The sequence below is a fragment of the Microcella alkalica genome (genome assembly GCF_014137945.1).
GTDB lineage: Bacteria > Actinomycetota > Actinomycetes > Actinomycetales > Microbacteriaceae > Microcella > Microcella alkalica.
This window is the reverse complement of record NZ_JACGWX010000001.1, coordinates 677086-689484: the sequence shown is the minus strand read 5'-3', so window position 1 is coordinate 689484 and position 12399 is coordinate 677086. Positions and strand designations below refer to the sequence as shown.

The 12399-nt window shown below is 71.7% G+C and carries 11 protein-coding genes; all 11 read right to left on the bottom strand.

Annotated elements, in window-relative coordinates; translation table 11 throughout:
- Positions 1 to 7: 7 nt before the first annotated feature.
- Positions 8 to 1201: a methionine adenosyltransferase gene (gene metK / locus FHX53_RS03315; RefSeq protein ID WP_182489901.1), complete on the bottom strand. Its 1194-nt coding sequence runs from the start codon at positions 1199 to 1201 to the stop codon at positions 8 to 10.
- Positions 1202 to 1264: 63 nt separating this feature from the next.
- A complete protein-coding gene (gene coaBC / locus FHX53_RS03310; protein ID WP_182489900.1) occupies positions 1265 to 2473 on the bottom strand; it encodes a bifunctional phosphopantothenoylcysteine decarboxylase/phosphopantothenate--cysteine ligase CoaBC in 1209 nt (402 codons plus the stop codon).
- Positions 2474 to 2483: 10 nt separating this feature from the next.
- Complete coding sequence (gene rpoZ, locus FHX53_RS03305; protein WP_182489899.1) at positions 2484 to 2741, bottom strand: DNA-directed RNA polymerase subunit omega; 258 nt, start codon at positions 2739 to 2741, stop codon at positions 2484 to 2486.
- Positions 2742 to 2826: 85 nt separating this feature from the next.
- Positions 2827 to 3732: a guanylate kinase gene (gene gmk, locus FHX53_RS03300; protein WP_182489898.1), complete on the bottom strand. Its 906-nt coding sequence runs from the start codon at positions 3730 to 3732 to the stop codon at positions 2827 to 2829.
- Positions 3729 to 4562 (bottom strand): orotidine-5'-phosphate decarboxylase, encoded by an 834-nt coding sequence (gene pyrF / locus FHX53_RS03295; protein ID WP_182489897.1) that lies wholly within the window; start codon positions 4560 to 4562, stop codon positions 3729 to 3731. Before pyrF ends, gmk begins: the two co-directional genes overlap by 4 nt.
- Complete coding sequence (gene carB, locus FHX53_RS03290) at positions 4559 to 7855, bottom strand: carbamoyl-phosphate synthase large subunit (protein ID WP_182489896.1); 3297 nt, start codon at positions 7853 to 7855, stop codon at positions 4559 to 4561. The genes pyrF and carB overlap by 4 nt, the downstream gene beginning before the upstream one ends.
- Positions 7856 to 7858: 3 nt before the next feature.
- Positions 7859 to 9022 (bottom strand): glutamine-hydrolyzing carbamoyl-phosphate synthase small subunit, encoded by a 1164-nt coding sequence (gene carA / locus FHX53_RS03285; protein ID WP_182489895.1) that lies wholly within the window; start codon positions 9020 to 9022, stop codon positions 7859 to 7861.
- Positions 9019 to 9570 (bottom strand): PH-like domain-containing protein, encoded by a 552-nt coding sequence (locus FHX53_RS03280; protein WP_182489894.1) that lies wholly within the window; start codon positions 9568 to 9570, stop codon positions 9019 to 9021. Before FHX53_RS03280 ends, carA begins: the two co-directional genes overlap by 4 nt.
- On the bottom strand, positions 9563 to 10903 hold the full coding sequence (locus FHX53_RS03275; protein WP_182489893.1) for a dihydroorotase: 1341 nt from the start codon (positions 10901 to 10903) through the stop codon (positions 9563 to 9565). Before FHX53_RS03275 ends, FHX53_RS03280 begins: the two co-directional genes overlap by 8 nt.
- Entirely contained in the window at positions 10900 to 11853 is a 954-nt protein-coding gene (locus tag FHX53_RS03270) for an aspartate carbamoyltransferase catalytic subunit (RefSeq protein ID WP_182489892.1), read from the bottom strand. Before FHX53_RS03270 ends, FHX53_RS03275 begins: the two co-directional genes overlap by 4 nt.
- Positions 11850 to 12380, bottom strand: coding sequence for a bifunctional pyr operon transcriptional regulator/uracil phosphoribosyltransferase PyrR (gene pyrR / locus FHX53_RS03265; RefSeq protein WP_182489891.1), 531 nt, complete (start codon positions 12378 to 12380; stop codon positions 11850 to 11852). The genes FHX53_RS03270 and pyrR overlap by 4 nt, the downstream gene beginning before the upstream one ends.
- Positions 12381 to 12399: the final 19 nt, after the last annotated feature.

Here is a 12399-nt window from a genome sequence, read left to right as displayed (position 1 = left end):
CGAGGGCTCAGAGCCCGGCTGCGGTTCGCAGGTCGTCGACGCGGTCGGTGCGCTCCCACGTGAAGCCGGGCAGCTCGCGACCGAAGTGCCCGTAGGTGGCCGTCTGGGCGTACACCGGCCGGAGCAGGTCGAGGTCGCGGACGATCGCGCCGGGGCGGAGGTCGAAGACCTCGCGGATGGCGCCGATGATGCGACTCTCGGGAACGTGGTGCGTGCCGAAGGTCTCGACGTAGAGCCCGACCGGCGACGCCGTTCCGATCGCGTAGGCCACCTGCACCTCGAGCCGGTCGGCGAGGCCCGCGGCGACGGCGTTCTTCGCGACCCAGCGCATGGCGTACGCGGCCGAGCGGTCGACCTTCGACGGGTCCTTGCCCGAGAAGGCGCCGCCGCCGTGGCGAGCCGCGCCGCCGTAGGTGTCGACGATGATCTTGCGGCCGGTGAGTCCGGCGTCGCCCTGCGGGCCGCCGATGACGAAGCGACCGGTCGGGTTGATGAGCACGCGCGGGGCGTGTTCGCCGAAGCCGTGCTCCTCGAGCACGGGGCGGATCACGTGGCTCTCGACCTCGTCGCGCAGCTGCGCGGTCGAGACGCGCTCAGCGTGCTGCGTCGACAGGACGATCGTCTCGATCGTGCGCGGCGTCCGGCCGTCGTACCCGACCGTGACCTGCGTCTTGCCGTCGGGGGCCAGGTAGTCGAGCTCGCCCGTCCTGCGCACGAGGGCGAGGCGCTCGGCGAGCCGGTGGGCGAGCCAGATCGGCAGCGGCATGAGCTGGGCGGTCTCGTTCACGGCGTAGCCGAACATGATGCCCTGGTCGCCCGCCCCCTGCGCGTCGCCAGCGTCGGGGCTGGACTGCTCGCGGCGCTCGAACGCGTCGTCGACCCCCTGCGCGATATCGGGCGACTGGCCGCCGATCGAGATCGAGACGCCGCACGAGCGGCCGTCGAACCAGACGTCGGATGATGTGTAGCCGATGTCGGTCACGCGCTTGCGCACGATGCCGGGGATGTCGACGTAGCCCGAGGTCGTCACCTCCCCCGCGACGTGCACGAGGCCCGTCGTCACGAGCGTCTCGACGGCGACGCGCGCGGTCGGGTCGACGGCGAGCAGGGCGTCCAGGATCGAGTCGGAGACCTGGTCGCAGATCTTGTCGGGGTGACCCTCCGTGACCGATTCGGAGGTGAAGAGGCGGAGGTCGGACATACCGATCGGATCCCGTCGTGATCGAGGAGGCGGTTGGAGGGTGACGCGCGCTTCGCGGCGGTGTCAGTCGAGCGCGTCGAGGATACGGTCGGCCACCGACAGCTTGTCGCCCGAGGCTGTGGAGACCACGGTACCGGCCGCGTCGAGGATCATCACGTCGTTGGTCGAGGAGCCGAAGCCCTCGCTCCAGCCGACCCGGTTCACGACGAGGAGGTCCACGCCCTTGCGCGCGGCCTTCACCGCACCGAGGGCCCGCAGGGCCTCGGCATCCTGCTCCGTCTCGGCCGCGAAGCCGACGATGCGCTGGCCGGGCGCGCGCTCGGCGCAGAGCGACTGCAGCACGTCGGGAGTCCGCTCGAGCTCGATGGAGAGCGTCTCGCCGATGTCGTCCTTCTTGATCTTGCCCTGGGCCACCTCGCGGGGCCGGAAGTCGGCGACCGCGGCGGCCATGATGATCGTGTCGTGCGCGCTCGAGAGACGCCGCATGGCCGCGAGCAGCTCGTCCGTCGTGCCGACCTCCTCGACCGCGGCGCCGTGGGGCGCCTCGACCTCGAGGTTCGCGGCCACGAGGGTGACCTCGGCGCCGCGGTCCAGCGCCGCCCGGGCGAGCGCGACGCCCTGCCGGCCGCTCGAGCGGTTGCCGAGGAAGCGCACGGGGTCGAGGGGCTCGCGCGTGCCCCCGGCCGAGATGAGGATGCGGCGCCCGGCGAGATCGCGCGGGCCCACCACGCGCAGGGCGACGGCCACGATCTCATCCGGCTCGCTCATGCGGCCCGCGCCCGAGTCCTCGCCGGTCAGCTGGCCCGAGGCGGGGCCGACGACGACCACGCCGCGTCCGCGGAGCGTCTCGATGTTCGCGCGCGTCGCCGCGTTCTCCCACATCTCGGTGTGCATCGCGGGTGCGACGACGAGCGGGGCGCGGGAGGCGAGGACTGTCGTGCCGAGCAGGTCGCCCGCGAGACCGGCGGCAAGGGACGCGAGCGCGTGCGCGGTCGCCGGGGCGATCACGATCAGGTCGGCGCGCTGGCCGAGCGCGACATGGCGCACCTCGGCGACCCCTTCGTAGAGGTCGGTGTGCACGGGGTTGCGGCTGATCGCCTCGAGCGTCGGACGGCCGACGAAGCGCAGCGCGCCCTCGGTGGCCACGACGTGCACGTCGTGCCCGGCGAGGACGAGCCCGCGGGCGACGCCGACGGCCTTGTACGCCGCGATGCCGCCGGTGATGCCGACGACGATCGTGAGGCGCCGACCGGCGCCCTCGACCGCGGTCACGCGATCAGCCTCAGTCGGCCAGGCGGGTGAGGACGAGCTTGTCCTCGTTGATCTCGTGCAGCGCGACGGAGAGCGGCTTGTCGTCGACGGTCGAGTCGACGAGCGGGCCGACGTTGTCGAACAGGCTGCCCTCGTGCAGGTCGGCGTAGTAGTCGTTGATCTGGCGGGCGCGCTTGGAGGCGAAGATCACGAGCTGGTACTTCGAGTCGACCTTCGAGAGGAGCTCGTCGATGGGCGGGTCGATGATTCCCTTGGACTTGTCAGCCATGTCTGCTCCGTAGGTCGTTCGTTCTGTGTCGTGCCGATGGCCTCGTGGGCCGGTCGGCGGGTGCCGAGGCGAGAGGTTCGCGCGCTCAGGCGCGCGAAGGCGCTCCGGGCACTGCCAGCAAGTCTACGACCTCCGCGGCCGTACGGCGCACATCGTCGTTCACGACGAGCGCGTCGAACTCGTCCTGGGCGGCGAGCTCGACGCGCGCGGTCTCCAGCCGCCGGGCCTGCTCCTCCGGGCTCTCGGTGCCGCGTCCGACCAGTCGACGCACCAGCTCCTCCCACGTCGGAGGCAGCAGGAAGACGAGCGTGGCCTCGGGCATCGCCGCGCGAACCTGCCTCGCGCCGTCGAGATCGATCTCGAGGAGGACGCTGCGACCGCTCGCGAGAGCCTCCTGGACGGGCCCGCGAGGCGTGCCGTAGCGCGAGAGGTTGTGGACGACGGCCCACTCGAGGAACTCGCCGGAGTCGATCATCCGGTCGAATCCTGCGTCATCGACGAAGAAGTAGTGGAGGCCGTCGATCTCGCCCGGTCGGGGGCGTCGCGTCGTCGCCGAAACGCTCAGCATGACGTCGGGGAAGTTCTCGCGGATGAACGCGGACACGGTGCCCTTGCCGACCGCGGTCGGGCCGGCGAGGACGACGAGACGCCCGTGGCCGGGAACGGCCGACCGCCGCTTGAGCCAGTCGCGCAGGACGGCGCGCTGGCGGTGCCCGAGTCCGCCCAGGCGCTTGACTGGCGCGATGCCCAGCCTGTCGAGAACGGTGAGCGTTCGCGCGGGGCCGAGGCCCTTGAGCGTGGTGAGCAGGTCGCGCACGCGCATCCCGCCCTCGATGCCGCTCGGATCCCGCCATGCCGTCTCGGCGACGTCGAGAGCCGATCGGCGGCCGGTGCGGACAGCCTCCTTGACCTCGGCACGGGCGCGGCGCGCGGCGATGGCGGCGCGGGAGGCGGCGGCGCGGTCGACCTCGGGCATGCCATCGGCGGTCATGCGACCACCTCCGCGCGGTGAGCGTCGATCGCTGCGGCGAGCCCGGCCCGGCCTGCCTCGAGGACGCTGCGGGAGACGCTCGGGATGACCGTGGCGGCCGCCTCGCCGAAGATCGCGGCGATGTCGCCGAGCTGCGCTCCCTGCGCCCCGAACCCCGGGGCGAGGATCGGTGTCGCGGCGAGGCAGGCGGTGGCGATGCCCGACACGGCGAGCGACCGGGTCGCGCCGATCACGACGCCGACGTCGCCCCACTCCCCCGCCTCGGCCGCCGCGGCGTTCCGCTCGGCGGCCTCGCGCGCGATCGTCGCGGCCACGGTGGTGCCGTCGGTCGACCGGGCAGACTGAAGCGCGACCCCCTCCGGGTTGGAGGTGGAGGCGAGGGCGAAGACGCCGTTGCCGGATTCCTGTGCGATGCGGATGAGCGGATCGAGCGCACCGAGCCCGAGATACGGGGCGACCGTCAGAGCGTCGCTCTCGAGCGGAGCGCCGCTCGCGAGCCACGCCGCCGCGTAGCCCTCCGCAGTGGAGCCGATGTCGCCCCGCTTGGCGTCGGCGATCACGAGCAGGCCAGCCGAGCGCGCAGCCAGGATGACCTCCTCGAGCACGGCGATGCCCGCAGAGCCGAAGCGCTCGAAGAACGCCGCCTGCGGCTTGATGATCCCGACGCGCGGCGCTGCGGCCTCCACGACCGCGAGGGCGAACTCGCGCGCGCCGGCTGCCGTGTCCGGCAGTCCCCAGGTGCGGAGCAGAGCGGCGTGCGGGTCGATGCCCACGCACAGCGGGCCCCGAGCATCCGTCGCCGCCCGCAGGCGCGCGCCGAGACCGGTCATGCGCGGGCGGCCCGAGCGATCGCGTAGTCCTGCAGGCTCGTGACCGTGACGGGCTCATCGCCGCCCTCGAGCGAGGCGACGGCCGCGCCGACCTGCGCGATCGTCGTGAACAGCGGGCGGTCGGCGGCCACCGTCGCGGTGCGGATCTCGAAACCGTCGGCGCGCGCGCTGCGGCCGCTGGGCGTGTTGATCACGATGTCGACCTCGCCGGCGTTGATGAGGTCGACGACCGACGGCTCAGCGCCCTCGGGCGCCTGCTGGCCCTCGAAGTGCTTGCGCACAACGCGCGTGGTGATGCCGTACCGGGCGAGCACTTCGGCTGTGCCCTCCGTCGCCCAGATCGAGAAACCGCGCTGGGCGAGCCGCAGCACGGGCAGCACGATCGCGCGCTTGTCGCGGTCGGCGACCGAGACGAACACGACGCCGGAGTCGGGCAGACCGCCGTACGCCGCGATCTGGCTCTTCGCGAACGCGCGGGGGAAGTCCCGGTCGATGCCCATGACCTCGCCGGTGGAGCGCATCTCGGGGCCGAGGACGCTGTCGACGATGCGGCCCTCCGCCGTGCGGAAGCGCTTGAACGGCAGCACGGCCTCCTTGACGGCGACGGGCGAGTCGAGCGGGACGATCGATCCATCGGTCTCGGGCAGCAGTCCGCTCTCGACGAGCGAGCGGATGCTCGACCCCGCCATCACGAGGCTCGCAGCCTTGGCCAGAGGGATCCCGAGCGCCTTCGACACGAAGGGCACGGTGCGCGAGGCGCGCGGGTTGGCCTCGAGGACGTAGAGGACTCCCGCGCCGATCGCGAACTGCACGTTGAGAAGGCCGCGCACGCCGATGCCTTCGGCGATGGCCTGCGTCGCCGCGCGGACGCGGTCGATGATCCCGCGCCCGAGAGTGACGGGCGGCAGGGTGCATGCGGAGTCGCCGGAGTGCACGCCGGCCTCCTCGATGTGCTCCATGACCCCGCCCACGTAGAGCCGCTCGCCGTCGAAGATCGCGTCGACGTCGATCTCGACTGCGTCGTCCAGGAAGCGGTCGACGAGCAGGGGCATCCCGGGGCCGATGATGGCCTGATCCCTCACGCGATCGAAGTAGTCGACGAGCGACCCGCTGTCGTACACGATCTCCATGCCGCGGCCTCCCAGCACGAAGCTCGGGCGGACGAGCACGGGGTAGCCGATCTGCTCGGCGACCGCGACGGCGGAGTCGACGTCGATCGCCGTGCCGTTGCGGGGCGCGATGAGCCCCGCCTCGTCGAGGATGCGCGAGAAGGCTCCGCGCTCCTCCGCGAGGTCGATCGCGTCGGGGCTCGTGCCGAGGATCGGGATGCCCGCGTCGGCGAGGCCGTGCGCGAGGCCGAGAGCCGTCTGGCCCCCGAGCTGGACGATGACGCCGACGAGCTCGCCGCTCTGCGATTCCGCGTGGATGACCTCGAGGACGTCCTCGAGCGCGAGCGGCTCGAAGTAGAGGCGGTCGGAGGTGTCGTAGTCGGTCGAGACGGTCTCGGGGTTGCAGTTGATCATGATCGTCTCGAAGCCCGCGTCGCGCAGCGCGAAGCTCGCGTGCACGCACGAGTAGTCGAACTCGATGCCCTGACCGATGCGGTTTGGGCCTGAGCCGAGGATGACGACCTTGCGGGCGTCGCTCGGCGCGACCTCGGTCTCCTCGTCGTAGCTCGAGTAGTGGTACGGCGTGAGGGCGGGAAACTCGCCCGCGCAGGTGTCGACCGTCTTGAACACGGGGCGCAGCCCGCTCGCGTGCCGGATGGCGCGGATGTCGCGCTCCGTCAGCCCGCGCAGCTCGGCGAGCTGGGCGTCGCTGAAGCCCTGCTCCTTGGCCTCGCGCATGAGCTCGGGGTCGAGGGCGTCGGCGGTGCGGACCACGTCGGCGAGCTCGTTGATCGCGACGATCTGGTCGACGAACCACGGGTCGATGCCGGTCGCCTGGAACACCTCGTCGATGGTCGCTCCGGCGCGTAGCGCCTGCTGAACCGTGACGATTCGGCCATCGGTCGGCGTCGCGGCGATCGCGAGCAGCTCGTCCTTGTCTCCGGGCTCGCCCGCCCAGTGGAAGCTGCTTCCGCGCTTCTCGAGCGAGCGGAGCGCCTTTTGGAGGGCGGTCGCGTAGTTGCGGCCGATCGCCATGGCCTCGCCGACCGACTTCATGGTCGTCGTGAGGCCCGCATCGGCGCCCGGGAACTTCTCGAACGCGAAGCGCGGAACCTTCACCACGACGTAGTCGAGCGTCGGCTCGAAGCTCGCCGGGGTGACCTTCGTGATGTCGTTGGGGATCTCGTCGAGGCGGTAGCCGATCGCGAGCTTCGCGGCGATCTTCGCGATCGGGAACCCCGTCGCCTTCGAGGCGAGCGCGCTCGACCGCGACACGCGCGGGTTCATCTCGATGACGATGACCCGCCCGGTCGCGGGGTCGACGGCGAACTGCACGTTGCAGCCGCCGGTGTCGACGCCGACGTCGCGGATGATGCGGATGCCGATGTCGCGGAGCTTCTGGTACTCGCGGTCGGTGAGCGTCAGCGCGGGGGCGACGGTGATCGAGTCGCCCGTGTGCACCCCGACCGGGTCGACGTTCTCGATCGAGCAGACGACGACGGTGTTGTCGGCATGGTCGCGCATGAGCTCGAGCTCGTACTCCTTCCAGCCCAGGATCGACTCCTCGAGGAGGACCTCGGTCGTCGGCGACTGGTGGAGCCCGTCGGCGACCATCCGCTCGAGCTGCTCGCGGTCGTATGCGAAGCCCGAGCCGAGCCCGCCCATCGTGAAGGAGGGGCGGATCACGAGCGGGTAGCCTAGGTCCTCGGCGAAGCCGACGGCCTCCTGGACGGTGTGCGCGATGTGGCTGCGGGCGACATCCGCCCCCGCGTCGAGGACGAGCTGCTTGAAGAGCTGGCGGTCCTCCGCCTTGTGGATGGCGTCGAACGAGGCGCCGATGAGTTCGACGCCGTACTTCTCCAGGATCCCGCGGTCGTGGAGAGCGATCGCGGCGTTGAGGGCCGTCTGGCCGCCGAGGGTCGGCAACACCGCATCGGGCTTCTCCTTCACGATGATCGCCTCGATGACCTCGGGCGTGATCGGCTCGATGTAGGTCGCGTCGGCGAAGTCCGGATCGGTCATGATCGTCGCCGGGTTGGAGTTGACGAGGATGACGCGGATGCCCTCGGCGCGCAGCACGCGGCAGGCCTGGGTTCCGGAGTAGTCGAACTCGGCCGCCTGGCCGATGACGATCGGCCCTGAGCCGATCACGAGCACGGAGTTGATGTCGTCGCGCTTGGGCATGGGTCAGGCGTCCTTCTGGTCGTCGCGCTCCGCCGTGCGGCCGACGTGCTCGAGCACGACCTCGCGGAAGCGGTCGAAGAGGTAGGTGGAGTCGTGCGGGCCGGCGGCCGCCTCGGGGTGGTACTGCACCGAGAAGGCGGGGATGTCGAGCGCTCGCAGGCCCTCGACGACCTGGTCGTTGAGGCCGACGTGGCTGACCTCGACACGGCCGAACCCCGCGGGGCTGTCGATGACTCCCTCGACGGGCGCGTCGACGGCGAAACCGTGGTTCTGGGCGGTGATCTCGACGCGACCCGTCAGCTTGTCGAGCACCGGCTGGTTGATCCCGCGGTGGCCGAAGGGCAGCTTGTAGGTGCCGAAGCCGAGCGCGCGCCCCAGGAGCTGGTTGCCGAAGCAGATGCCGAAGAAGGGCGTGCCGTCCTTCAGGACGTCCTGGAGCAGGCTGACGTGGGCGTCGCTCGCGGCCGGGTCGCCCGGACCGTTGGAGTAGAACACCGCGACCGGGTCGAGCGCGCGCAGCTCGTCGATCGTTGTCGACTGGGGCAGCACGTGCACCTCGAAGCCCCGCTCGGCGAGGTGGCGCAGCGTCGATGCCTTCACGCCGAGGTCGAGGACCGCGAGGCGCCCGATGCTCTCGCCGACGGCCGGGACCACCTGGGTCTCGGAGACCGAGACCTCGGCGGACAGGTTGCGGCCGCTCATCCCCGCGCTCGCGCGGACCTCCGCGAGCTGCGTGTCGGGATCGAGGGCCGCGTCGTCGCCCGAGAAGATTCCGGCGCGCATGACGCCCGCATCCCGCAGCCGGCGCGTGAGCGCGCGCGTGTCGATGTTGCTGATGCCGATGATGCCCTGGGCCTCGAGCTCGTCGTCGAGGCTCCGCACGGCGCGGTGGTTCGAGACGATGCGAGAGGGGTCGCGCACGACGTAGCCGTCGACCCAGATGCGGCGGCTCTCCGGGTCCTCGTCGTTCATGCCGGTGTTGCCGATGTGCGGGGCGGTCTGCACGACGATCTGACCGGCGTAGCTCGGGTCGGTCAGGGTCTCCTGGTACCCGCTCATGGCCGTCGCGAAGACGGCCTCGCCGAGTGCGCGGCCTCGAGCGCCGTACGCGCGGCCCCGGTAGCGGGTGCCGTCCTCGAGTACGAGGTATGCGGGGGCGTGTGTCACGAGGGGTCCCTTTCTGTCGGGGCGGGCGTCGCCGGCTCGTCACCGGTCGGGATGCTCGGAGCGAGCGTCGCGAGGGCGGCGAGCAGCTCGGCCGTCGCATCGATGGCCGAGGCGTCGGTGACGCGGAAGTAGCTGTCGACCTCGGCTCCGTCGAGGGTCCAGGCGAGCATGATGAGCCCGCCCTCCTCCACGACGCGGTCGATGGTCCAGGTGGCGCGGCCGGAGCCGCGGACGTGCTCGCGCGCCACGAGCCACGGCTCGCGTCCGTCGACCGCGATGACGGCACCCTCCGGGTGCACGGCGATCTCCCCCCGGGCGCGGAACCCGAGGCCGTGGACGGCGACGCGGTCGAGCGGAGCCCCGGCGCGCGTCGTCGCGACGTAGAGGACGGGCACGCGGATGCTCGCCTCGCCCATCGAGACGGGAACGGGCTGCGGTGCGCCGATGTCGGACTGCCTGCCTACGCGGCGCCGCCAGCCCACGAGCATGAGCGACAGCGACAGGAGGATGACGGCGATGATGATCGTCGTCGAGACGGTCCTATCCACGAGCGGCCTCCCGGAGTCGTGCGGCGGCAGCGGCGACCTCGTCTGCGGGGCGGAGCTCGCCGTCCAGAACGGTGGGGACTCCCCCGTGAACGGTCGCGATAATGGCCCCGGTGAGCTCGACTCCCGTGTACGGGGTGTTGGTCGAGCGGCCGCGCAGGTCGTTCCTCGACCAGAAGCGGCGCGCGGCCGGGTCGACGAGAGTCACGTTGGCCGGAGCGCCCTCGGTGAGCGGGTCGGCGTAGCCGTCGAGTCGCCCGATGGCCGCGGGCGCGCTCGACATGACGCGCGCGAGATCCTCCCAGTCGAGCATCCCGGTCTCGATCATCGTCGTCTGCAGGACGGGCAGAGCCGACTCGAGGCCGACCATGCCGAAGGCCGCCTCGGCCCACGTGCACTCCTTCGCCTCGGCGGGGTGCGGGGCGTGGTCCGTCGCGACGATGTCGATCGTCCCGTCGGCGAGGGCTTCGCGCAGGGCGCGCACGTCGTCGTCGCGGCGCAGGGGCGGGTTGACTTTGAAGCGGGCGTCGTAGCCGCGCACGAGCTCCTCCGTCAGCAGCAGGTGGTGGGGCGTGACCTCGGCCGTGACGGCGATGCCGCGGGCCTTCGCCCAGCGGATGACCTCGACGCTGCCGGCGGTGGAGACGTGGCAGACGTGCAGGCGCGCCCCGGTGTGCTGGGCGAGGAGGACGTCGCGGGCGATGATCGCCTCCTCGGCGACGGCGGGCCAGCCCGAGAGCCCGAGCTCGCCGGAGAGCGCGCCCTCGTTCATCTGGGCGCCCTCGGTGAGGCGGGGCTCCTGCGCATGCTGCGCGATCACGCCGTCGAAGGTCGCGACGTACTCGAGGGCGCGGCGCATGAGCAGCGCGTCGTGGATGCACGTGCCGTCGTCGCTGAAGACGCGCACGTTCGCGCGCGACCTCGCCATCGCGCCGATCTCGCTCAGCCGCTCGCCGTCGAGACCCACGGTGACGGCGCCGATCGGACGGACGGTCGCGTAGCCGTGCTGGATGCCGAGCGCGTGGACCTGCTCGACGACGCCCGCGGTGTCGGCGACGGGCGAGGTGTTCGCCATCGCGAACACGGTCGTGTAGCCGCCGGACGCGGCGGCGCGCGTGCCCGTGAGCACGGTCTCACTGGCCTCGGCGCCCGGCTCGCGGAGGTGGGTGTGGAGGTCGACGAGGCCGGGGAGGGCGACGAGGCCGTCGGCATCGATGACGCGCTCGTCGAGCTCGGCGGTCAGCCGCCCGGTCGCGGCGATGCGCCCGCCGCGGATCCGGATGTCCTCGCGCGTCTCTCCGAGGAGGGTCGCGCCGCGGATGAGCACGCCGGTCACGCGCTCTCCTCCGACGATCCGGCGACGAGGAGGTAGAGCACTGCCATGCGGATGAACACCCCGTTCGTGACTTGAGCGAGCACCGTCGACGCCGAAGAGTCGGCGGCCGCGGACGAGATCTCCAGCCCCCGATTCATCGGGCCGGGGTGCATGACCATCGTATCGGGGCCGAGCGCGGCGAACCTCTCGGCCGTGAGGCCCCACTCGCGCGCGTACTCGCGCGCGGAGGGGAAGAAGGCGGCGTGCATGCGCTCCTGCTGGATGCGCAGCATCATGACGACGTCCGGGTCGAGCGCGAGCGCGGGCTCCAGGTGCTCGTGCACGGTCACCGGCCACGTCTCGACGCCGCTCGGCAGGAGCGTGCGCGGGGCGACGAGGTGCACGTCCGCACCGAGCGTCGACAGCAGCCACACGTTCGAGCGCGCGACCCGCGAGTGCACGACGTCGCCGACGATGACGACGCGCATCCCCTCGAGGTCGCGCCCGCGGGAGTCGGCCCCGTAGCGCCGCTGCCGCATCGTGAAGGCGTCGAGGAGGGCCTGCGTCGGGTGCTCGTGCGTGCCGTCGCCGGCGTTGAGCACGTGCGCGTCGATCCAGCCCGCGTGCGCGAGCATGTGGGCGGCGCCCGAGCCGTGGTGGCGGACGACGATCGCGTCGGCGCCCATCGCCTGCAGCGTCTGGGCGGTGTCCTTGAGGCTCTCGCCCTTGGAGACGCTAGAGCCCTTCGCGCTGAAGGTGATGACGTCGGCGCTCAGCCGTTTGGCTGCCGACTCGAAGGACAGACGCGTGCGCGTGGAGTCCTCGAAGAACAGGTTGACGACGGTCCTGCCGCGCAGGGTCGGGAGCTTCCGGACCTCGCGATCGGCGGTCCGCGCCATGTCTTCTGCGATGTCGAGGATGCCCACGGCCGTTGCGCGGTCGAGGTCGCGCGTGCTGAGAAGGTGCTTCACGGCTCGATCGTCACCTCCTCGACGCCGTCGACGTCCGCGAGCCGCACGCTCACGCGCTCGCTCGTCGAGCTCGGCAGGTTCTTGCCGACGAAGTCGGCGCGGATGGGCAGCTCGCGGTGGCCGCGGTCGACGAGCACCGCGAGGCGCACCGCACGGGGCCGGCCGTGGTCGGCGAGGGCGTCGAGGGCCGCGCGCACGGTGCGGCCCGAGTACAGGACGTCATCGACGAGCACGACGATCGCGTCGTCGATTCCCTCGTCAGGGATGCGCGTCGGTGCCGGCGCGCGTGTCGGCGTGCGGGCGAGGTCATCGCGGTAGAGCGTGATGTCGAGCGAGCCGACGCTCGAGGTGCCGGGCTCGATCTCGTCGACGACCCGCTGGATCCGCTCGGCCAGGACGGTTCCCCTGGTCGGGATCCCGAGGAAGACGAGTCGGCCATCGCCGCGCCGGGATTCCAGCACTTCGTGGGCGATGCGGCGCAGAGCGCGCGTGATGTCAGAGTCGTGGAGCACGGTGCGTGCTGACACTTCTGACCTCCTTCCCCGC

Bases quoted from the DNA above. Each gene is read 5' to 3' on its own strand.
- pyrF (WP_182489897.1), bottom strand. From the start codon at position 4,562: ATGACCGGTCTCGGCGCGCGCCTGCGGGCGGCGACGGATGCTCGGGGC.
- gmk (WP_182489898.1), bottom strand. From the start codon at position 3,732: ATGACCGCCGATGGCATGCCCGAGGTCGACCGCGCCGCCGCCTCCCGC.
- rpoZ (WP_182489899.1), bottom strand. From the start codon at position 2,741: ATGGCTGACAAGTCCAAGGGAATCATCGACCCGCCCATCGACGAGCTC.
- carB (WP_182489896.1), bottom strand. From the start codon at position 7,855: ATGCCCAAGCGCGACGACATCAACTCCGTGCTCGTGATCGGCTCAGGG.
- metK (WP_182489901.1), bottom strand. From the start codon at position 1,201: ATGTCCGACCTCCGCCTCTTCACCTCCGAATCGGTCACGGAGGGTCAC.